The organism is Actinomadura napierensis (genome assembly GCF_039529375.1).
In the GTDB taxonomy this organism is placed as follows: Bacteria; Actinomycetota; Actinomycetes; order Streptosporangiales; family Streptosporangiaceae; genus Spirillospora; species Spirillospora napierensis.
Window position 1 is genome coordinate 1 of the sequence record NZ_BAAAMR010000145.1, and the last position, 20,844, is coordinate 20,844.

Below are 20,844 nucleotides of genomic sequence, written 5' to 3' on the forward strand. Positions count from 1 at the left end.
TGCACTACGGTGACCGCATCACCCTGAACTGAAAACCGATCACCGCCTCACCCACAGACTTTCAGACAGTCCCGCGGGCCGATGGGCATCGGTGGGCCGGTAATTGAGGCCGGGGCATGCCGGGAGTTCGCTCCTTGTGGTTGTAGGCCAGGACGTCGGCTTTGGGACGGCGGTGACGGGCCGCCGGTGGGGCGGTGTTCACTAGCCGGAGCGTGCCGAGGGTTGAATCCTTGGCGGCAGGCCGGGTGTCGGCTTCGTGGCGATGGCCGGAGCAGCGCTGACGGGCCGTCGGTGGGCTGGCGTTCGGTGGCGGGCGTGCCGGGGGTTCTGTCCTTGGTGGCAGCCAGGGATGTCGGCTTTGGGACGGCGGCCGGAACAGCGCTGAGGGCCGCCGGCGGGGCGGCGGTTCGGTGGTGGGGGCGTGGCGGAGGTTCGGTGTGGTCAGCCGAAGAGGCCGCCTAGGAGGCCGCCGAGGACCTCGGCGGCGACGTCACCGGCGATGTCTCCAGCGATGTCTCCGGCTGCGTCGCCGATGGCATCCAAGGCCATGCCTCCGGCGACGCCCGCCACGACCGCGCCGCCGACCAGCCCGGCGGTGCCGAGTCCGGGTCCGTAGTGGTGGCGGTGGTGACCATGGTGGACGTGCATCGGCGGCGGATAGGCGGCGGGGCCTGGAGGAGCAGGCGGTGGCCCAGCGGGTGCGTACGGCACGGGCCCGGCAGGCGCGGGTGGCGGCGGACCGCCGAAAGCAGGAGGCGGGCCTCCAGGTGCCGGTGGCGGACTTCCATGCGCGGCTGGCGGGCTGCCGGCTGCGAATGGTGGGCCTCCGGGGGCGGGCGGAGGAGCCGAGGCGCCGCCGTGGCCGGCCGGAGCGGCGGCGGGTGGCGGATAGGAGGCGTGGCCGGCGGGTGCATTGCCCGGGCCCGGTGAGAAGTGTGCGGCGGGCGCGTGGGCCCCTGCGGGGCCGGAGCCGCCGACGGGTGGTGGGAAGCCGCCGGGTGCATGACCAGGTGCGCTGGGCGGCGGTGGGAAGGCGCCTGGCGCGGATCCGTCACCCGGTTGGGCGGACGGGAAGCCGGGTGGGTTGCCGTGGTTTCCGCCCATTGGCGGTACAGGAGGTGGCGGGAATCCGCCTGCCGGTGCGTTGGCGCCGCCTGGGCCCGATGGGTAGGACGAGCCTGCGCCTTCGGGGACTCCGTGGGGCGGGAAGCCGGGGGCTGCGGGAGGTGGGTAGCCGCCTGGTGAATATGGGGGTGCCGCGCCGGCGGCCGGTGGCGCGAAGCCGTGGCCGCCGTGCGGGCTGCCGGGGGCGCTGGACGGGCCCGGTAGTCCGGGCGGGCTGCCGTGCGCGTTGAACGGGCTGCCGGGCGCACCGGCCGCGCCCGGTAGGCCGGGCGGGTTGCCGGGTGGGGGTGGGAAGGGGGCTCTTGGGGGGCCGGACGGGTAGGCCGGGCCGGGGCCGCCTGGGAATCCCGCGCCGCCCGGGGGAGGGGATGGAGGCGGGAAAGGGGATGCTGCGGCCGCGTGGCCGGGAGGCTGCAAGGGGGCGGGAGCTTCGCCCGGTGCGGGGGCGGGTGGCGGGAACTGGGCGTTGCCCGGCCTGCCGTATTCGCCGCCCGGGGCCGGTTGTCCGGGTGAGGGAGGCGGCGGCGGGAAGGCGCCCTGGTCGCCGTACGGGGAGCCTCCGGGCGGCGGGCTGGGGTTGGCTGCCCGGGGGAGTGCGGCGGCCTCGTCGAGCCACTTGCCGATCTTGGCGTTCCAGTCCGTCTCGGCGGCTTCGGCGTGGCCGACCGTGAACACGCCGAACGACTCGTCGGACGCGGCGGTGCGGCCCTCGGCGCGCAGGACGAAGGTCACCTCGCGCGGGCTGGCGACGAAGGTCAGGCCGACCTGGTCGAGCCGGCCCTGGAAGGCGGACGGCGGCGCGAGGTGGATCTCCTGGTGGAACGGCAGGTGCCGGGTGACGCCGCGCAGCTCGGATTCCTCGAACGTGACGTCCCTGATCTGGAAGCCGAGTCGTGCGATGGCCGCGAGCACCCACTGCTGGGATTCCAGCGGCTCCACCGAGATGGGGTCGATGTCGCCGGGGTCGGGCTGTCCGGCCACGTCCACCTCGGTGCACAGCCCGATGGTGAAGCCGGGCAGTTCCCGTCCGAGGACGGTGGTGAACGGCAGTTCGTACGGCAGCGGGATGGAGAACGACAGGTCGCGCTGCCGCGCCGGATCCAGCGTGAAGCGGCGGGTCAGCGCGCCACGGTAGACCTCGGGGCCGGCCGTCTCGCCGTGGCCGCTCCGCATGCGCGGCATCAGCGCCAGCGTCACGTGCCGCACCTCGAGGGGACGGTCTCCGCCGCGCACATGGACCTTGCCCGCCACGACGCCGCCCGGCTTGCAATGGGGCTCGGCGAGGATCGTGTCGACGGACGGGCCGCCTGCCATCTGCCCGTAGGACACCGGCCGTTCCCTTCTCCCGACGCGCGGGGAGCGTCCCCCCGCGAATGTCAGACGGAATCCACCATGCCATCGGTTCGCCCGTGCCGCCGTTCCCCGGCGTGGAGCCGCGGCTCGGCGGCACGGCGTGAGGCGGGAGAGGTCATTCCTCCTTCGAGGTGACGGTGACCGGGCCGTAGCCGAGCTTCTCCAGCGGTTCGCGGATCTGCGCGGCGTCTCCCACGGCGATGATGGTGAGCGCCTCGGGGTCGATGTGCTTGCTGTAGGCGCGGGCCACACCGTCGGGCGTGGACGCCCGGACGGCCGCCAGGTAGCTGCTGGGGTAGTCGGCGCCCAGCCCGTTGGCGGACGCGTCGGCGAGTTCGGCGGCGACGGCGCGGGCCGTCTCGTACTCGGCGGGCGCCCGGTCCGCCAGCGCCCGCACGGACGAACCGTGCTCCTCGGCGTCGATTCCCCGGGAGATGACGCCGCGCAGCTCGGTGAGGGCGTCCGCGACCGCGTCGCCGGTGACCTCGGTGTGCACGGCGCCCTGGGCGATGAACACCCCGCAGTGCCGCATCCGCAGCAGCCCGGCGCGGACGCCGTAGGTGTAGCCCTTCTCCTCGCGCAGTACCGCGTTGAGCCGCGAGGTGAGGCCGCCGCCCAGCACATGTGAGGCGACCATCAGGGACGGCCAGTCGTGGTGGGAGCGGTCGGGCACGCCGTGGGCGAGGCTGATGTAGGTCTGCACGGAGCCCGGACGGTCCACCACGACGATCCTGGCGGCCGACTCGGGCAGGATCCGATCGGCGGTCGGGAGGGGCCCGCCGGTTCCAGCCCAGCCTTCCAGCGCCGCGCTGAGGGCCGCGTCGGCGTCCGTGCCGGTGAGATCTCCGGCGACGACCGCGGTGGCCTCCGCGGGCACCACCGAGCCGTAGAAGGCACGGACGTCCGAGCCCTGGAGCGCGCCGACCGAGCCGCGGGTGCCTCCGGTCGGCCGGGACGCGCGGGCCTCGGCGGGGAACATGACCGCGCGCAGTTCCCGCATGGCGCGCGATCCGGGATCGGCGTCCTCCTGCGCGATCTCCTCCAGCCGCTCGCGGACGAGCCGCCGAACGTCCGCGTCGTCCAGCGCGGGCCCGCGCAGCACGGAGGAGAACAGCTCCAGGGCGGGACCGAGCCGGGTCACCGGCACGTCCAGCGCGATCCGCAGCGCGGTCAGGTCGGCCGAGGCGTAGAGGCTGGCGCCGAGCCGTTCGAACGCGGCGGTCAGCGAGGTGCCGCCGCCGGGTTCGGTGCCCTCCAGCAATGTGTGCGCGGTGAGCGTGGCGACGCCGTCCAAGCCCTCGGGCTCGCGGCCCGCGCCCGCGTGGAGCACGAGCCTGACCGCGGCGAGGCGCCGTCCGGGCAGGTCGACGCGCAGGGTGCCGGGCCCGGCGGGGACCCGGCCCGCGGTGCCGGCCGGGAACTGCCACGGCGCAACCGGCCCGGGGACCGGACGGGGCCGCAGGGCCAGGCCCGCGGTACCGGGAGGCAGGTCGGGGCTGGGACCGGTCACGACGGCGTACCTCCGTAGGTCAGGGCGGTGCGGCCGCCCGGGGCGAGCCAGCGGCCCGCCATCTCCTTGATCGCGTCCGCGGTGACGGCCGCGGCACGCCCGGGGCCGGTGAAGACCCGGGCGGGGTCGTCGAACTGGGTGGCGTTCTGGGAGAGCGCGTTGGCCAGCCCGGTGACCGTCTCGGTCTGCTCCAGGAAGCCCCGCTCCGCCTGCGCGGTGGCGCGGGCGGCCTCGTCGGCGTCGGGGCCGTCGGCGGCGAACCGGGCCAGTTCCTCGTCCAGCACGGCGGCGATCTTTTCCGGTTCCGGCCCGATGGCGTCGACGATGGCCAGCGACTGGCCGGTCGCCAGCCGGGTCACCCCGGCCCACACCTCCGTGGCGATCTGGTCGCGGCGGACCATCCGGTCGTAGAGCCGCGAGCCGGAGCCGCCGCCGAGGATCTCCACCGCGAGCTCGGCCGCCTCGATGTCGTCGCCGCCGTCGGTGGGCAGCGTGAACATCGCGAAGTACGCCGGGGACGGGACCTCCTCGTCGAGGGTCTCGCCGCGCACCCCGGCGAGCGGCCCGAGGTCGCCGGGCCGCGCGGGCGGCTTGCGCGGGCCGGCCGGGATGCCGCCGAAGTAGCGCTCGACCGCGTCGATCGTCTTCTCCGGGTCGACGTCCCCGACGACGGACAGGACCGCGTTGCCGGGCGCGTACCAGGTCCCGAAGAAGTCGGCGCAGTCTTCGAGGGTGGTCGCGTCCAGGTCCTCCATGGAGCCGATGGGGGTGTGCGCGTACGGATGGCCTTCGGGGAACGTGAGCGCGCACAGCCGCTCGAAGGCCGTGCCGTACGGCTGGTTGTCGTAGCGCTGGCGGCGCTCGTTCTTCACCACGTCGCGCTGGTTGTCGAGGTTGGCCTGGGTGAGCGCGGCGGGCAGCGTGCCCATCCGGTCGGCCTCCAGCCACAGGGCCAGTTCCAGATGGCTGACGGGGACCGTCTCGTAGTAGTTGGTGCGCTCGAAGGACGTGCTCGCGTTGAACGCGGCGCCGGCGCTCTCCAACAGCGCGGCGTGCTCGCCTTCGGCGACGTTGGCCGAGCCCTGGAACATCAGGTGCTCGAAGAGGTGGGCGAGCCCGGTGCGGCCGGCCCGCTCGTGCCGCGAGCCGACGCCGTACCAGATGTTCACGGCTGCCAGCGGTACGACATGGTCCTCGCAGACCACCACGCGCAGGCCATTGCCGAGCGTGTGCTCATGCAGCGGCTGTTCTGCCACGGAGCGCTCCCGTCCGTTCGATGATCGGCTGGCGGTCAGCACCGCGCGCGTCGGTGGGCCGGGCCCAGGCGGCGGGCTTGATCTCTGACTCACCGTACCGGTTGCGACCGGACGCGGCGCCTTCACGGCGAACTGTGGATAACTCCGCGATGGACCGGTCCCAAACTGGGAGGAAATCCGTCATCTCGACGGGGAGACGCGGCTCGCGGAGCCATGCGGGCCGGCCGCGGTCAGGACGCGGCGGCCTCGTGGGCGGCGATGGCGTCCTCCAGCGACCGGTGCAGCACGAAGATCTTGGTGAGCTGGGTGACGTGGAAGACGCGCCGGACCCGGTCGTTCACCCCCATGAACGACATCGAGCCGTCGCGCGCCCGGAGCCGGTGGTAGATGCCGACCAGCACGCCGAGGCCGGTTGAGTCGAGGAACGTGACCTCGCCCAGGTCGATGACCAGGTGCAGCCCGCCGTTGTCGATGATGCCGAGCAGTTCCTCGCGCAGCCGGGGGCTGGTGAAGACGTCGATCTCGCCACTGATCTTGACGACGGTGAGGCCCTTTTCGACGCGGTGCTCGACGGCGAAGTCCACCGGTGCTCCCTCTCTGCCGCTCATCGTGGGACAGTCCCCTATACCCAGTGGGGCGGGGCGTATCCCTCTCGGCGGCGTCCCTCTCGGTGTGGTCCTTCACGGCGCGGTCCCGCACAGCGTGCGCGCCTCACGGCGAACGGAACAGCGCCCACACGATCTTTCCCTGGGGCAGCGTGCGCCATCCCCATCGAACGCTGAACGATTCGACCAGATGCAGTCCGCGGCCGGTCTCGGCTATGTAGTCGGGTTCCTTGCGGCGCGGGGCGGACCGGCTGGCGTCCATGATCCCGCAGAGCAGCCAGGGGTTCTTGTGCACGAGCCGCAGCCGTATCGCGGCGGGCGCGGAGCCCAGCGGATCGGCCGGGTCGTCGTACACGCCCTCGCGGTGCACGTCGTCGCCCGGCCGTCCGCAGGCCGCCCTGCCGCTGTGCCGCAGCGCGTTGGTGACGAGTTCGGAGACCACCAGCCCCACGTCGTCGGCCAGTTCCGGCAGTTCCCACCCGGTCAGCCGGGACAGCGCGAAGTGCCGGGCCTCGGTGACCGACTCGGGATCGGGCCGGACGATGAAGGAGACCGTCGGCCCGGAGAGCTCCGTAAGCGCGGTCACGGCCGCGTCCAGGCGCGGGGGCAGGTCGGACGACTCCGGTACGGGCGTCGAGCGCACGGCATGGTCCCGCGGGACCGCCGGCCCCGTGAGGGGGCCGAGCTCCCACCGCGTGTCGTCGTGCGCATGGCGTGACGTCATTCCCCGGACCCCGCAGAGTGATCTCGTTGTGCAGCCGTGGCTCGGAAGTCTCGTGCGTTATCCTGCGCATCGTAGCGTGCGAATGCAAGGCCCAATGCACGTGCATCCGGGTTGTGTGGGTGTGGGACTACCGCGATGCACTCGGGTGATCGGAGGTAACCGCAGGACACGGAGGCCAGTGGCACACTAGGTTCGCTGTCCGCCGAATAGCCGGGAGGTTGGGCGTGACTCCAGAGACGCCGGGAAGCGGGTCGACGGTTCGTCGGATCCTGCTCGGGTCGCAGCTGCGCCGTCTGCGCGAGCAGAGGGGCGTGACCCGTCAGGACGCCGGCTATGTCATCCGCGCGTCGGAGTCGAAGATCAGCCGCCTGGAGCTCGGGCGCGTCAGCTTCAAAGAACGCGACGTGGACGACCTGCTCACGCTGTACGGCGTCGGCGACAAGGCCGAGCGCGATGCGCTGATACAGCTGGCCCGGGAGGCCAACACCCCCGGGTGGTGGCACCGGTACAACGACGTCCTGCCCGGCTGGTTCCAGACCTATGTGGGCCTGGAGGAGTCGGCGGCGTTGATCCGCACGTACGAGCTGCAGTTCGTTCCGGGACTGCTGCAGTCGGAGGGGTATGCGCGTGCGGTCATACGCCTGGGCAACGCCGGAGCCGCCGAACACGAGATCGACCAGCGCGTGGAACTGCGCCTGCAACGGCAGGAACGGCTCACCGGCCCGGACGCACCGCGTCTGTGGGCGGTCATCGACGAGGGGGCGCTGCGGCGTCCCATCGGCGGGCCGGAGGTGATGCGGGGCCAGTTCGAGCACCTCATCGAGATGTCGAAGCTGCCCAACGTCACCATCCAGATCATGCCGTTCAGGTTCGGCGGCCACGCCGCCGAGGGAGGGGCGTTCACGATCCTGCGCTTTCCCGAGCAGGACCTGCCGGACGTGGTTTACGTCGAGAACCTCACCGGCGCGATGTACCTGGACAAGCGCGACGACGTCGACACCTATCTGCAGGCGATGGAACGCCTGTGCGTCGATAGTGCGACCCCGGAACGCACCGTCGAGCTTCTTGGTGATTTTCTCAGAGAGACATGATGCTCCAGACCGACTACGACAACGGGATGCCCGCCACCAAGCTCCAGGGGGCGCGGTGGCTGAAGTCCCGGCGAAGCAACTCCCAGGGGAACTGTGTAGAGATCGCCGAGCTGCCCGGTGGGCAGGTCGCGATGCGCAACTCCCGCCACCCCGAGGGCCCCGCCCTCATCTACACCCGCCCGGAGATCGAGGCTCTCATCCTCGGTGCCAAGGACGGCGACTTCGACCACCTCATCGCCTCCCGTAACTGACACTCCCGGAAAACCGCCAAACCACGCCGCCCGGGCTACAGGGACCGTGCGGCACGTCGAACCGCGGCGGGTCGGCTACGGTCCACCGAACGTCGACCCGTCCGCCAACGCGAAGAACGACCGATGCAGAGGCCACCCAGGCGCGAGGGTGGCCTTCACTTTTCTCCGCCGGGATTTCCAGGGGCCGGACGGTACTCCGGTCGGCTCCGGCAGAGGCGTCAGCCGCAGTTGCCGTAGGGGGCGGTGGCGCCGTTGCCTCCGAACCGGACGCACACGCCGGGCGCCTTCACGTACACCGGGCCCGCGTACCACGCGTAGGAGCCGCTGTCGGCCTTACGGCTGCCGCCCTGGGCCTGTAGCCACACCGACACCGAGGAGCTCTTACCGACGTTCCTGGTCTTCATGGTGACGGCGCAGTTCTGCTTGCTGCTGCTGCTGTACAGGAGGTAGGCGGTGCCACCCGAGCCCGCCAACGACCGCTGGATGTTGTAGCCGCTGCCGCACGCCTGCTGTGGCGTGTACTTGTTGGGCGGCTCGTTGACGGTGGTGGACCCGCCGCCACCACCGCCGGTGCCCGTGGTGGGCGCCGGACCGCCCGGCTGCTGCTGCTTGCCGCCCTGCTTCTTGTTCGGGTGAGCGGGATCCTGCCCCTGCTGCTTGCCCTTGGCTGGCGGCTGCTTGCTCTTCGTAGGGCTCTTCGCCGATCCCGCGGTACCGCCGGTGCCGGACGCGCCTTCCTGCCCGGTCTGCCCCTTGTCGGACGCCGCCATAGGCCGGTCGTGTTGTCCGCCGCCCGACCTTGTGGCCGCCCACACCGCGCCGCCGCCCACGACGACCGCCGCCACCGCCGCCGCGGCTGCGATCGGTACGAGACGTCCACGCTTACCGCCGCCCGGCGCCTCCCCATAGGGCGGCCCAGGAGGACCAGGAGGGACCGGCATGGGCGCGTAGCGAGGATCCGTCGGCTGCGGCGTCATTTCGCTGTATGGAGGCGGCTGCGGCGCCGTCGTGCCGCGCCGGCCTGAGGGATCGGTGACGTGGTCGGGCGGCAGTACCGCTCCGGCCATCGCCGAGGGGGAGGCGTTCGGATCGGTCGACCCCGCGAACGGCGACGCCGCGTTCTCCACGGGAAGCCCCGGGAACGTCGGCAGAGGCGGGACGGGCACGGGAGCCCCGGAGGTGCCGCTGGCCGCTCCCACGAGCCGCTCCTGCGCCTCCCGCGCGGTGGGACGCTGTGACGGCTCCTTGGCCAGGCACGCCAGGACCAGATCGCGCATCGGTCCGGACAAATCTCCGAGGTCCGGCTCACCGGTGATGATCCGGTGCATGACGGTCGCCATCTCGTCGTTGCCGAAGGCGGGCCGTCCCGTGGCGGCGAACACCATGGTCGTGCCCCAGGCGAACATGTCGGACGCCGGTCCGACCTGGCCGCCGGTGAAATGCTCGGGCGCCATGTAGGCGGGCGTACCGACGTTCTGCGTCTCACCGGCCGCGCCCAGCGCGCGCGCCACCCCGAAGTCGATGACACGGGGGCCGTCCGGGCCCATCATCACGTTGTGCGGCTTGAAGTCGCGGTGCACGATGCCGGCCTGGTGGATCGCGGTGAGCGCCGTCAACGTGCTGATGGCGAGGCGCTCGAGCGCGCCGCCGGTACGGGGTCCCTCGTGCCGTACCACGCTGTGCAGGGACAGCCCGGGGACGTACTCGCTGATGATGTACGGCTGGTCGCCCGCGACGTCGGCGTCCAGGACCTGCGCGGTGCAGAACCTGGCCACCCGCTTGGCGACCTCCAGCTCGCGGACGAACCGTGCCCGTGCGGACTCGTCCCCGGTGAGGCCGCCGTGCAGGAGCTTGATCGCGACATGGTCGGAAGCACGGGCGGTGCCGTCCGCGCCGGCCGGCCGGCCCAGGAAGACCGCGCCCTGCCCGCCCTCGCCCAGGCGGCCCAGAATCTGGTATCCACCCAGCTCGGTCGGGTCGCCCGACCGCAGCGGATGGGCGTCCGGCATCGTCCTGTCCGTCACACCACTCGCTCCCCGTCGCTTCCGGCTCGTTCCGCAAGACTATGGCCACAAGATGGTATGCGGTTCGCAGATCGGTTGATCTAGCCCTTCGCCGTGATGCGCCGAAGCCCTCGCGCGGGTGCGCGAGGGCTTCGGTCGCGGCGGCCGGATGTGGCCGGTGCACGCTGGGGTCAGGCCGGGTCCGGCGTCCGCCGCTCGGGCGGCGGCTGCTCGTCCCGGCCGGGGGAGCCGCCCGGTGGGCCCTCCGGGGCGTGGTGTCGTTCCAGGCGCGCGGCGACCGCGAGCGCGCGGAGGGACGTCGACTTGACGTGTTTGTGGCCGGCGCCGGCGCGGGGCCGCAGGATGCTGCTGGGCATGGCTTGCCTCCAGGGGGTCGTCGTGGACGTGACGTACGTGTTACCCCGCCGGTCGGGGTTCGCACGTTAGTTGCAACCGCAAGATCCTTCCGGCTATTCCGAGTGATCGTTCCGTTTAGCGACGGATGTCCGCGTGGGGTCGTTTGGAGCTATCTAGGTTGCATTGCTAACTAGCTTGCTCTACCGTCTAGATCGTCATGCTGGACGAGACGGAGGTGGCCGGTGCAGATCTCGCCCGACTTCTCGCCGCTGGGGCTCGGCCTGGCGGTGCCGCTGATCGGCTACGTGCTGGCTGAAGGCCTGTGGGGAAAGCGGTCCTACGACCGCATGCGACAACGGCGCGACCAGGACCCGAACGCACTGATCGGCATGTTCCGCCGGTGGATTTCAGGCTCGTGGTGGGCCGCCGCACTGGCGGTGCTGATGCTGCTCGTCTCGCCTGGCGTTCATCTCTCGGACATCGGGGTGAGAGCCCCGGAAGAGCCGGCCTTCGCAATCACCGCTCTGGTCGCGATAGCCGTGACCACGCCCCTGCTCGCGTGGCTCTCCTACCGGAGCGCACGTGCCGGCAAGAGTCTGGCGAAGAACAGCCAGATCAAGGAGATGCTCCCCAGAACGTCCACCGAGCGCTGGTACGCGCTCGCCATGGCCGTCACGGCGGGCGTCTCGGAGGAACTCGTGTACCGGGGGTTCCTCATCGCCCTGGGGGTGGACGTCCTCGGGCTGAACGTGACGATGGCGGCCACACTGGCCTTGGCCGCCTTCACCGTCGGACACGTGTACCAGGGATGGGCCGGAATGATCCTCGTCGCCGGGGTCGGTTACGCGCTGACCAACCTCTACCTGTCGAGCGGCAGCCTTCTCGTGCCCGTGTGCCTGCACATCTTCATCGACGTGCTCAGCATGGCGGTCCTCCCCTGGATCACCACGAAGGCGCGGAATTCCAATGTCGTCCCTGTCGGGAGCTAGTTTGTGCCCCTGTCCGTACGGCTGTGAGGAGGGCCGCCATGGTCGCCGACCGACGCGCTAGCTGGCTCAAAGGCGTTCTCGATCTGCTGGTGCTCGCCAGCCTGACCGGCGGCGAGAGCTACGGATACGAGATCGCCAAGACGCTCGACAAGGCGGGCCTGGGCCAGATCAAGGGCGGCACCCTCTATCCGGTGCTGAACCGCCTGGAGGAGGCCGGCCTCGTCGACGCCGAGTACCGGGTCGCCGAACGGGGCCCCGGGCGCCGCTACTACCAACTCACGGACGAGGGCCGTTCGACGCTCGCCGAGCAGGGGGCGCTCTGGCTGACGTTCGACGGGTCCGTACGGGACGTGCTCGCGCAAGGAGGAATCCGATGACCACTCCCTACTTCGAGGACCTGGCGGAGCGGTTGCGCGGCAGTGGTGTCCCCGCGGACGAGGTGGCAGGGACGGTCGACGACCTTGCCGCCTACATAGCGGAATCGGGGTCCGCCCCAGAAGAGGAGTTCGGTCCCGTAGAGGAGTTCGCCGCGCGGCTGGTCCCGTCGGAGGGCGGGGCCTGGGACGGCGGCTCCCCACCGGACGCGTCCGCGCAGACGTGGCGCTGGACCGCCGACGCCTTCCAGGACCGAAAGATGCTGAACCGGTTCGGCGACGAGGGCTGGGAGGTCGAACGGGTCGACTCCGTCGGCCGCTTCGTCTGCCGCCGTGACGGCGAGCGGCCGCAGCGATGGGAGTACCGGCGCGAGACCGTCCTGCCAGGCCGCCGCAAGGCCGTCGAGGGGCGCCTGGCACCGGACGGCTGGGAGCCGTGCGGCACTTGGGTGCAGTTCGAGTACTTCAAGCGCGCCAAGGCGGCGAGCCTGGGACCGGACGCGGAATTGCAGGCCCCGCCAGACATGCCGGCCAAGCGGTTCTTCTGGAGCAAGCGCTTCTACACGTTCGTGGCCTGCTACGCGGTGTTCATCATCGCGGTCTGCGGCGGCTGGCTGGCCTTCGCGCCGGAGGACTCGCGCACCGGCTTCCTGGTGGGTTTCCTACTAGGGGCGGCGATCGCGGCGGTTCTGATGACCATGCGTCTGTGGCGCGAGCACCGAAGGACCGCTTCTTGACAGCTCGCCCACACGCATGATGCCAACCCGGTAAGGATTCCTCTACAGTCGTTCGCCGAGCCACCCATGCCCCCGGGGGAGAAGGCGATGCGCGCGATCGGACTCGTTGCGGCCGGTGTCTTAGCGACCTCTTTTCCGGCCGTATCGGCGTCCGCCGCCGTCGTACCGGCGTCCGCACGTCACATCGCCGCGGCTACGCCGGAGACCTCCGCCTCGGGGAAACCCTCGGCGAAGCCCACGCAGAAGCCGTCCGCCAAGCCCTCGGCCAAGCCGTCCCCTAAGCCGTCCAGTACTGCGCCGCCACCGGTCTCTTCTGCACCGGTCGCCTGTGACCTGGCACGCGGCTACCGCGGGACGATCACGGAACCGTGGGCGCAGAAGCGGCTCGCCTTCCAGCGCGTGTGGAGCCTCACCCAAGGGCAGGGCGTGAAGGTGGCCGTCATAGACAGCGGTGTGGACACCGGCCATCCGATGCTGGACGGTCGCGTCGCCGACTACACCGACCTCACCGGAACGGGCAAAAGGGACTGCGCCGGTCACGGCACCGGCGTCGCCGCCCTGATCGCCGGGCGCGACCTGAACGGCCAGGGAGTCCCGCTCACCGGTGTCGCGCCCGCGGCCCGGCTCGTCATCGTCAAGCAGCAGAACGCCGACCGCGACGAGCACGGCGGCGAACGCCTTCCCGGTGCGATCCGCAAGGCCGCCGACGCCGGCGCACAGGTCATCAACGTTTCCATAGCGGCCGCCCCCTCCAGCGCGCTGCAGCAGGCCGTCCACTACGCGCAGGACCACGACGCGGTCATCGTCGCCGCCGCGGGCAACGCGACCAAGGACGACGGGAACGACGGCCCCGCGTACCCGGCGAGCTATCCGGGGGTCATATCCGTGGCGTCACTGGGTGAGGACGGCCACCGCATCGAGTCGTCCGGCCTGCAGTCCCGGGTGGATATCAGTGCTCCCGGCAAGGACCTGACCATCCCGTGGCCCGGTGGCGGCTACAACCCACAGGCAGAGGGGACCAGTTTCGCCGCCGCCTACGTGTCGGGTGTTGCCGCCCTGGTACGAGCCGGCCATCCCGGGTTGCACCAGGACCAGGTGGTCCGGCGCATCCTGTCGACCGCGGATGGGAACGTCGGCGACGGCACAGGGCGCGGCATGGTGAACCCGACTCAGGCCGTCACCGCGATAGTGCCGGGCGAGGACGCCGCCGCAACGGCCGAGGCACAGCCCTCACTGCACCCGGCGAAGCTTGCGGCGCCCTCGCACACGGACGGCCATACCAAGGACATGGCGATCGGCGTCGCGGCAGGTGCGGTGGGCCTCGCCGCCATGGCGGCCTTGTGCGGGATCGTCATCCCCATGGGGAGGCGTCGCGGCTGGCGGCCCGGCAAGGTCGTCCTGGGCAGTGAGGAAGAGGCCGAGGAGCCGATCGTCACCGGTACGGAGGGCGGCACCATCGGCGCTCACCATTGAGTGATGCCGCCAGACCCCGTCATGCGTTGTCGAGCGCGGCCGTCTGCACCAGGCGCGCGCCGTTCCGCCTGTCGGTGAGGGTCCCGCGCCCCACCGGCAGTGGCGTTGGACGTACCTCCCCGAACAGCGGCCCCTCCTCCTTGCTGCCGGACATGATGAGCGCCGGTGCGGCCAGGTCCTTCAACTGCTGGATGACCGGGTCGTACAGGGCGCGGCCCATCCCGCCCATGGTCCGGGACATGACGAGATGCAAGCCGATGTCCCGCGCCTGGGGGAGAAGGTCCAGCAGCGGCAACAGCGGGTTGTTGGCCGTGGCGACGAGGTCGTAGTCGTCCACGACGACGAACACGTCGGAGCCCTTCCACCAGGACCGCTTACGCAGCTGCTCCGGACTGAGGTCCGCCGGCGCGAGACGGTCGTTGAGGGCGTCCACCAGGTCGGTCACCAGTTCCGCGGCGGCGGACGCCGAGGCGGCGTAGCCGACGCGGTGGAGGGTGTCGGCCGTGTCGAGGAGCGCCCGCCGGTAGTCGATGAAGATCAGCTTGGCCTCGTCCGGGCCGTGCCCCGCCACGATGCCCTCCGTGATCGTCCGGAGCAGGTTCGACTTGCCGCACTCGGTGTCACCGACGACCACGAAATGCGGGTCGGCGGCGAAGTCCAGCAGGACGGGCGCCAGGGCGTCCTCGTCGATGCCGATGGGAACCCGCCATTTCGGCGTCTCAGCGGCCCCGAGAGCCTCTCGCAGGGCCGACGAGGGCAGCAGGTCGGGCAGCAGCCTCACCGGCGGCGCCTGCGGCCCCTGCCAGGCTCCGGCGACCGCCTCGACCATCTTGGCCACCCCGTCCCCGAGGTCGTCGGCGGCGCCCCGCCCGTCCAGCCGCGGAAGCGCGGCCAGGAAGTGCAGGCGGTCGCGGGTGAGCCCGCGTCCCGGACGCCCCTCGGGGACGTTCTCCGCCAACCGCCGGTCGATCTCCGACTCGTAGGAGTCGCCCAGCCGCAGCTCCAGGCGCGTGCCGAACACGTCCCGGATCCCCATCCGGAACTCCGACCACTTGCCCGCCGTCGCCACCACGTGCACGCCGAAGCCGAGCCCTCGCGCGGCCATGTCGGTGATGACCTCTTCGAGGTGCTCGTACTCCTGCCGTAGCGTCATCCACCCGTCCACTACCAGGAACACGTCGCCGAACCCATCCCCGGGCATCTGACCGGCCGCGCGTAGCCGCCGGTACGTGGCGATGGTGTCGATACCGCGTTCGGCGAATTCGCGCTCGCGCCGTTCGAGGAGCGTGGAGACTTCGGCGACCGTCCTGCGGACGCGGTCGGCGTTCAGCCGGTTGCTCACACCGCCCACATGCGGCAGCCCCGACAGGCCACCGAGCGTGCCGCCACCGAAGTCGAGGCAGTAGAACTGCACTTCCTCCGGCGTGTGCAGGAGGGAGAGCGACGTGATGAGCGAGCGCAGGATCGTCGACTTGCCCGTCTGCGGCGCGCCCGCGATGCCCACATGGCCGGCCGCCGCCGACAGGTCGACCCAGAACGGGACGCGTTGCTGGTCGAACGGCTTGTCGATGATCCCCACCACGGCGGCGACACGCCCGCGGCCCTCCCACCCCTCGGCGGTGAGGCCGTGCTCGCGCGTAGGCGCCAATGGGGGCAGCAGTTGGTCGACCGTGGGAGGGACGTCCAGTGGCGGCAGCCAGATGCGGTGGGCCGCAGGACCGCGCCCTTCCAACTGGCCGATGACCGCCTTGAAGAGGGTCTCTCCCGATTCCTGCCCGCCCGTCGGCTTATCGGGCGTGGGCTGCTGCGCCTGTGGCGGGACATAGGCCGTGCTGTACGGAAGGATCTGCCGTGGTGTCCCGATGCCGGACGCGGCGGCCTGTGTCTGAGCCTCTTCCTCGACCGGCCCCGACACGTACGCCGCCTTGAACCGGACCATGTCGCTGACGTCGACCTTGAGGTAGCCGTTGCCGGGCTGGGACGGCAGCTCGTACGCGTCCGGAACGCCCAGTACCACCCGCGACTCCATGGCGGAGAACGTGCGAAGCCCGATCCGGTACGACAGATGGGAGTCGAGCCCGCGCAGCTTGCCCTCCTCCAGCCGCTGCGAAGCGAGAAGCAGGTGCACGCCCAGCGAACGCCCCAGACGGCCGATCATCACGAACAGCTCCGCGAACTCCGGCTTGGCCGCCAGCAGCTCGGAGAACTCGTCCAGCACCACGAACAGCGTCGGCATCGGAGCCAGCTGGGCGCCCTGCTCGCGCGCGCGCTCGTAGTCGCGTAGCGAGGCGTAGTTCCCCGCCGATCTCAGCAGCTCCTGCCGCCGGATCATCTCTCCTTGCAGCGCGTCGTACATGCGGTCGACGAGCGGCAGCTCCTCTTCGAGGTTCGTGATGACCGCCGACACGTGCTGCAGGCGCTCCAGCCCAAGGAACGTCGCGCCGCCCTTGAAGTCGACCAGAACGAAGTTGAGCGTCTCCGAGGAGTGGGTGACCGCCAAGGCCAGGACGAGCGTCCGCAGCAGCTCGGACTTGCCCGAACCGGTCGCACCGATCAGCAACCCGTGCGGACCCATGCCGCCCTGTGCGGACTCCTTGATGTCGAGCTCCACCGTACGGCCGTCGGAGTCCACGCCTATCGGAACGCGCAGCCGGTTGCGCGACGCTCTCGGCTGCCAGGTGGATCGCGGGTCGATGTCGTAGGGCCCGCGCAGGCCGAGCAGTGACGTCAGCGTGAGATTGCCGGCCAGTGCGTTCTGCTCCGGTTCGTCCGCGGCGCCCGCCCGCAGCGGCGCCAGACGCAGCGCGAGCCCTTCCGCCTGTACCGGCGTGAACCCGTCGGCCTTCCCCAGCGGACTGGACACGTCCTTGCCGGTGTGGTCGCGTTCCAGCATCCGCATGCCGTCGTCGGTGACGTGAAGGCGCAGCATGGTCGCGTCCGACGTCGGCGTCACCGCGCCGCTCAGGTCGATGACGCACACCCCTTTGATGCCGTCCGCGCCTATCTGCGAGTCGGCCGGGACGATGCCGTCGTCCACGACAACCACGTGGAACGGAAGGTCCTGGGTGTCGATGCCGGGGGAGAAGCGGGGCCGGTCCTTCAGGTCCTCCTCGAGCAGGGGCTCCAGGTCCGCAAGCGAGTGTCCCGTAAGGCGCACCGGCCCTGCGGCATCGTGCTCCGTGGGGTGGAGGCAGTGCGGCAGCCACTTGGCCCACTGCCACTGCCTCATGCGGTCAGGCGACGCGCAGACGATGAGGCGCACATCGTCCGGCGTATGGAAGGTGACCAGCTGCGCCACCAGCGCGCGCGCCATGGCCCTCACCGCGATCGGGTCCCCGGTCGCCGCTATCCGGGCGAACGCCGGCAACGAGACCGCGACAGGCAGGTCGGGAACCGTCGCATGGGCGCGCATGAAGCGCCGCAGAGCGCCGGCGCACATCGGCTCCAGATCCTCGATCGGCTTCGTCTCCGGGGCGATGAGGTCCAGCGCGAGCCTCTGCCGTCCCCGCCCTATCCGCACCTGACCGAAGTCGTCGTCCGAGGGACGCCGCTCCCACAGCCGGTGGCTCAGCGCCAGGGACCACAGTGTGCGGGGGTTGGGGCCGCTCCACTCCAGTGCCTCGCGCTGCTGTGCCGCCGCCTTTCGCACGCGCGCGCGCATCTGGTCCAGGTAGCGGTAGTAGTCGCGGCGCGCGCCGTTCAGCCGCTGCTTGCGCTCGCCCGCGCCCTGCCCCATATGCCCGAAGCCCATGCCGACCATCGACAGGACGAACAGACCGGACGCCACCCACATGATCGGGTTGCCGCCTCCGGCGCCCCCCGCGCCGCCCATGAACATCAACCCCATGGCGGCGCCGCTGGCCGCCATGGGCAGGTACATCAGGGCGTTCGCGAACCCCGGGCTGATGGTCTCCGGGATCTCCGGGGGCGGCTCCAGCATGAGCTCGCCCTCGGGCAGCCGCGGCGGCCGCCGTCTTTCCGGGCGCCGCACCACAACGATTCCCACGGCCGCGTCCCTTCGCATCGCCATGACCCGGAGTCAATTTTGGGTCATCCTAGTGATCCCGGGGTGGTGCGTGCGTTGATCAAAAGCCATTCCCCAGGTGGCGGAGAACGGCCCCGGCTGATAGTGAATGTGCGGTCATCGCAACGATCGGAGGTCGCGTGAATACCTCGACGGGCGCCGACCTGTGCCGCGTGGTCGTCGTCGCCCCGCACCGCAGGCTGGACCTCTCGCTGCCCGGAGACATTCCCCTTTCTCACATGCTTCCGACGTTGTTGCAGGTCGCGGGCCATAATCTGGCGGACGCCGGGCTCGTGCACTCCGGCTGGGTGCTGCAACGGCTGGACGAGGCGCCGCTCGACGAGTCCCGGTCGCTGTCCGCCCTCGGCGTCCGCGACGGGGAGATCCTCTACTTCCGGCCCGAGCTGGCCCAGTTCCCCGAGGTCGCCTTCGACGACGTGGCCGACGTCGTCGCGACCGGCGTGAACGAGCACGCCGACCGCTGGCGCCCCGAGACCACCCGGCGCTTCGGCCTCCTCGCCGGCGCCGCCGCCCTCGGCCTGGGGGCGGTGGGCGTGGCCCTCTCGGGGCCGCCGTGGGGGCTGCTGGCGGCCGCCTCCGCGGGCGTGGCCGTCGTCCTCGTGCTCGCGGGGATCGCCCTGTCCCGCGCGCTCGGCGATTCGGGTGCCGGAGCCGTCCTGGGCTACAGCGCGCTCCCCTACGCGTTCCTGGGCGGCCTCCTGGCGCCGGCCAGGCCTGTGCCCCTCCTGCACCTCGGAACGCCCCATCTCGCAGCCGCCTTCGCGGCGGTCACCCTCGCCGCCGTCGTCTCCGCCTTCGCCGTCCATGACGGCCTGCCGACCTTCCTCGGCATCGCCTTCGTGGCCCTGCTCGGCCTGGTCTCCGCCGCGCTCGTCCAAGGCGTCGGGCTGTCGCCGTCTGGAATGGCCGCATTCGACGCGTCCCTGTGCCTCGCCGTGACGGCCCTGATCCCGTCCCTGGCGTTCCGCCTCGCACGGCTCCCGCTGCCCCCCGTCCCGGAGAACGCCGAGGAGTTGCGCAGCGCCCAGACCTTCGACGGCCCGACGCTCCTACGCCGCACACGCGAAGCCGACCGTTTCGCCACGGGCCTGGTGGCCGCCGTAGGGCTGGCCGGCCTCGCCGCACAGCTCGCCCTGCTGACCACGCACGGATGGCTGCCCGTGACGATGAGCCTGTGCCTGTCCGTGGTGCTCCTCCTGCGCGCGCGTGTGTTCCACGGCCGATCCCAGCGCCTCTGGATGCTCCTCTCCGGCCTCACCGGTCTCGCCATCCTCGCCTTGCATCAGGCCGTCACGGCAACGCCCGCCATGACACTGCTGACCGTGGTCCTGCCCGCCGTACTGGCGGTCACCGTCATGACCGCGATGGCTCTGAGGCTCCCCGTCCGCAAGCCCTCGCCGTTCTGGGGCCGCGCCGGCGACATCGTCGACATCCTGCTCATCGTCAGCCTGCTGCCGCTCTCGATGGGCCTGCTGAACCTGTACTCCTGGCTGCGCGGGCTGGCCGGCTGATGCAGACCCGCAAGGACCTCTACCAGGCGCACCGCCTGATGACCCAGCGCGTGGCCCTCGCGCTCCTCCAGGGCCGTCCGAGCGCCGCGGAGTCCCCGCTGCGCCGCACCGGCGTCGGGACGCTCTGCGGCGTCATGGTGGCGGTCCTGGTCGCGGCCGGCTTCGGTGTCACCGGCCTCATCTTCAAGGGCGGCGCCCGCAATCTGGAACGTCCTGGCGTCCTCATCATCGAGAAGGAGACCGGCGCCACCTACGTCTACAGCCGGCGGGACAGCAAGCTGGTCCCGTTCCTCAACTACGCCTCCGCCCGCCTGGCGATGCCGACGGCCGAGATCCAGCGCAAGTCGGTCTCCTCCAAGTCTTTGGCGAAGTACCCCCGCGACCCCGTCACGGGCATCCAGGGAGCCCCGGAGTCCCTCCCCGCACCGGGCAAGCCGAACCAGACCTCGTGGTCGCTATGCGCCCGCACCACTTCCCCCCTCGGCGGCTCCACGGTCTCGCTGGTGGGGGGACGCGATATAGGGGGCCGTCCGCTCACCGATGCTCAGGGCGTGGTCGTCCGAGGCGGCTCCCAGGACTGGCTCATCTGGCGCAACAGCCGGATGCGCATCACCCCGAAGGCCGCCCGCGGCCTCAGCGCCGAACAGCCCGTCGCAGTGGACGAACGCTGGCTGAACGGCCTGCCCCAAGGGCCCGACTACGCGGCCCCCGCCATCCCAGAGCAGGGCCACGACTTCCCCGGACCCGGCAACACCCCGGCCCCCGCAGGCCAGGTCTTCCGGGTGGGCGCCATCGCCGGAACCCCGGAACGGTGGTACGCCCAGCTTCCCGACGGCCTCGCCAGCATCTCCGCCACGCAGGCCCGTCTCCTGCTCGACTCCCTGGCAGCGGGCCCGCCCCGCGACGTCACACCTGCAGAAGCCGCGTCCAGGCCGTCGCAGACGAACCTCTACAACCGCTCCCTGCCGGACTCGCCGCCCCACATCGTCCAGTACGAGTCCTACCAGCCTCTGTGCACCGTCTACCGGAAGGCGTCCGCACTCTCTACCGACGCCCGCTTCACCATCGGCGGCAGCCTCCCCACCCCGTCCGGCCAGACCTCGTCCGGCCTCGACCAGGTCGTCCTCCCCGGCGGCGGGACGTTCACAGGCACCCTCTCCGGCCCGGGCCAGCCGCTCCAGACGTTCTCCCTCCTCACCGACCAGGGCCTGCGCTACCCGATCCCCACGGCCGACGACATCGCGAAACTCGGATACAGCACAAAAGACGCCGTCCCAATTCCGGCGAACCTCTTGCAACTGTTCAAAGAGGGTCCAACCCTTACATCCTCCGCCGCCCTGCGGCCGGTTCCGGCCAAATAACAACGGAACCGAACGGCGACTTGACTGCTTCGCCTGTTCAGCCGGAGATGCCCGCCGGCCATAGTTATCCACAGGTGAC

The 20,844-nt window shown here is 71.2% G+C and carries 16 protein-coding genes; 8 read left to right on the plus strand and 8 right to left on the minus strand.

Going from position 1 to position 20,844, the window contains the following annotated elements; translation table 11 throughout:
• Positions 1-441: 441 nt before the first annotated feature.
• The 5 genes from ABD296_RS44065 to ABD296_RS44085 all read right to left on the minus strand — a co-directional run bounded on the left by ABD296_RS44065 (position 442) and on the right by ABD296_RS44085 (position 6,573).
• Positions 442-2,454 (minus strand): sporulation protein, encoded by a 2,013-nt coding sequence (locus ABD296_RS44065; protein ID WP_344282580.1) that lies wholly within the window; start codon positions 2,452-2,454, stop codon positions 442-444.
• 139 nt (positions 2,455-2,593) lie between these two features.
• Positions 2,594-3,988: a M16 family metallopeptidase gene (locus ABD296_RS44070; RefSeq protein WP_344282583.1), complete on the minus strand. Its 1,395-nt coding sequence runs from the start codon at positions 3,986-3,988 to the stop codon at positions 2,594-2,596.
• The gene (locus ABD296_RS44075; protein ID WP_344282586.1) at positions 3,985-5,244 is read right to left on the minus strand and encodes a M16 family metallopeptidase; all 1,260 of its coding nucleotides are present in this window, start codon (positions 5,242-5,244) and stop codon (positions 3,985-3,987) included. Before ABD296_RS44075 ends, ABD296_RS44070 begins: the two co-directional genes overlap by 4 nt.
• A gap of 230 nt (positions 5,245-5,474) precedes the next feature.
• Entirely contained in the window at positions 5,475-5,852 is a 378-nt protein-coding gene (locus ABD296_RS44080) for an STAS domain-containing protein (protein WP_375040177.1), read from the minus strand.
• A 103-nt stretch (positions 5,853-5,955) separates the two neighbouring features.
• Positions 5,956-6,573, minus strand: a complete 618-nt coding sequence (locus ABD296_RS44085; protein ID WP_344282588.1) for an ATP-binding protein — start codon at positions 6,571-6,573, stop codon at positions 5,956-5,958.
• Between the two features lie 269 nt (positions 6,574-6,842).
• Between ABD296_RS44085 and ABD296_RS44090 the strand changes: the two genes are divergently transcribed.
• Both ABD296_RS44090 and ABD296_RS44095 read left to right on the plus strand, forming a co-directional pair.
• Positions 6,843-7,664: a helix-turn-helix domain-containing protein gene (locus ABD296_RS44090; protein ID WP_407061579.1), complete on the plus strand. Its 822-nt coding sequence runs from the start codon at positions 6,843-6,845 to the stop codon at positions 7,662-7,664.
• Positions 7,661-7,915 (plus strand): DUF397 domain-containing protein, encoded by a 255-nt coding sequence (locus ABD296_RS44095; RefSeq protein ID WP_375040175.1) that lies wholly within the window; start codon positions 7,661-7,663, stop codon positions 7,913-7,915. The genes ABD296_RS44090 and ABD296_RS44095 overlap by 4 nt, the downstream gene beginning before the upstream one ends.
• 218 nt (positions 7,916-8,133) lie before the next feature.
• Here ABD296_RS44095 and ABD296_RS44100 read toward each other — a convergent pair whose 3' ends face one another.
• Positions 8,134-9,939 carry a serine/threonine protein kinase gene (locus tag ABD296_RS44100; RefSeq protein WP_344282594.1) on the minus strand — a complete coding sequence of 602 codons (1,806 nt, stop codon included), beginning with the start codon at positions 9,937-9,939 and terminating at the stop codon, positions 8,134-8,136.
• A 170-nt stretch (positions 9,940-10,109) separates the two neighbouring features.
• The gene (locus ABD296_RS44105) at positions 10,110-10,295 is read right to left on the minus strand and encodes a hypothetical protein (RefSeq protein WP_344282597.1); all 186 of its coding nucleotides are present in this window, start codon (positions 10,293-10,295) and stop codon (positions 10,110-10,112) included.
• A gap of 222 nt (positions 10,296-10,517) precedes the next feature.
• On the opposite strand from ABD296_RS44105, the gene ABD296_RS44110 reads away from it, so the two are divergent.
• From ABD296_RS44110 to ABD296_RS44125, 4 genes are all read left to right on the plus strand, one after another.
• The gene (locus ABD296_RS44110) at positions 10,518-11,264 is read left to right on the plus strand and encodes a CPBP family intramembrane glutamic endopeptidase (protein WP_344282600.1); all 747 of its coding nucleotides are present in this window, start codon (positions 10,518-10,520) and stop codon (positions 11,262-11,264) included.
• Positions 11,265-11,302: 38 nt separating this feature from the next.
• Entirely contained in the window at positions 11,303-11,641 is a 339-nt protein-coding gene (locus ABD296_RS44115; RefSeq protein WP_344282601.1) for a PadR family transcriptional regulator, read from the plus strand.
• On the plus strand, positions 11,638-12,375 hold the full coding sequence (locus ABD296_RS44120) for a hypothetical protein (protein WP_344282603.1): 738 nt from the start codon (positions 11,638-11,640) through the stop codon (positions 12,373-12,375). The genes ABD296_RS44115 and ABD296_RS44120 overlap by 4 nt, the downstream gene beginning before the upstream one ends.
• Before the next feature lie 87 nt (positions 12,376-12,462).
• Complete coding sequence (locus ABD296_RS44125; RefSeq protein ID WP_344282606.1) at positions 12,463-13,848, plus strand: S8 family serine peptidase; 1,386 nt, start codon at positions 12,463-12,465, stop codon at positions 13,846-13,848.
• Between the two features lie 19 nt (positions 13,849-13,867).
• Here the strand turns inward: ABD296_RS44125 and eccCa are convergent, their stop codons facing one another.
• Positions 13,868-17,854 (minus strand): type VII secretion protein EccCa, encoded by a 3,987-nt coding sequence (gene eccCa / locus ABD296_RS44130; RefSeq protein ID WP_344282609.1) that lies wholly within the window; start codon positions 17,852-17,854, stop codon positions 13,868-13,870.
• Positions 17,855-18,012: 158 nt separating this feature from the next.
• Here eccCa and eccD point away from each other — a divergent pair, with 158 nt between their 5' ends.
• Both eccD and eccB read left to right on the plus strand, forming a co-directional pair.
• Positions 18,013-19,404, plus strand: coding sequence for a type VII secretion integral membrane protein EccD (gene eccD, locus ABD296_RS44135; protein WP_344282612.1), 1,392 nt, complete (start codon positions 18,013-18,015; stop codon positions 19,402-19,404).
• On the plus strand, positions 19,404-20,765 hold the full coding sequence (eccB, locus tag ABD296_RS44140; protein ID WP_344282614.1) for a type VII secretion protein EccB: 1,362 nt from the start codon (positions 19,404-19,406) through the stop codon (positions 20,763-20,765). The genes eccD and eccB overlap by 1 nt, the downstream gene beginning before the upstream one ends.
• The last annotated feature ends 79 nt before the right edge of the window (positions 20,766-20,844 follow it).

Excerpts from the sequence above, each read along its gene's own strand:
- ABD296_RS44080 (WP_375040177.1), bottom strand. The coding sequence starts at position 5,852 with ATGAGCGGCAGAGAGGGAGCACCGGTGGACTTCGCCGTCGAGCACCGC.
- ABD296_RS44085 (WP_344282588.1), bottom strand. The coding sequence starts at position 6,573 with ATGACGTCACGCCATGCGCACGACGACACGCGGTGGGAGCTCGGCCCC.
- ABD296_RS44095 (WP_375040175.1), top strand. The coding sequence starts at position 7,661 with ATGATGCTCCAGACCGACTACGACAACGGGATGCCCGCCACCAAGCTC.
- ABD296_RS44105 (WP_344282597.1), bottom strand. The coding sequence starts at position 10,295 with ATGCCCAGCAGCATCCTGCGGCCCCGCGCCGGCGCCGGCCACAAACAC.
- ABD296_RS44115 (WP_344282601.1), top strand. The coding sequence starts at position 11,303 with ATGGTCGCCGACCGACGCGCTAGCTGGCTCAAAGGCGTTCTCGATCTG.
- ABD296_RS44120 (WP_344282603.1), top strand. The coding sequence starts at position 11,638 with ATGACCACTCCCTACTTCGAGGACCTGGCGGAGCGGTTGCGCGGCAGT.
- ABD296_RS44125 (WP_344282606.1), top strand. The coding sequence starts at position 12,463 with ATGCGCGCGATCGGACTCGTTGCGGCCGGTGTCTTAGCGACCTCTTTT.
- eccB (WP_344282614.1), top strand. The coding sequence starts at position 19,404 with ATGCAGACCCGCAAGGACCTCTACCAGGCGCACCGCCTGATGACCCAG.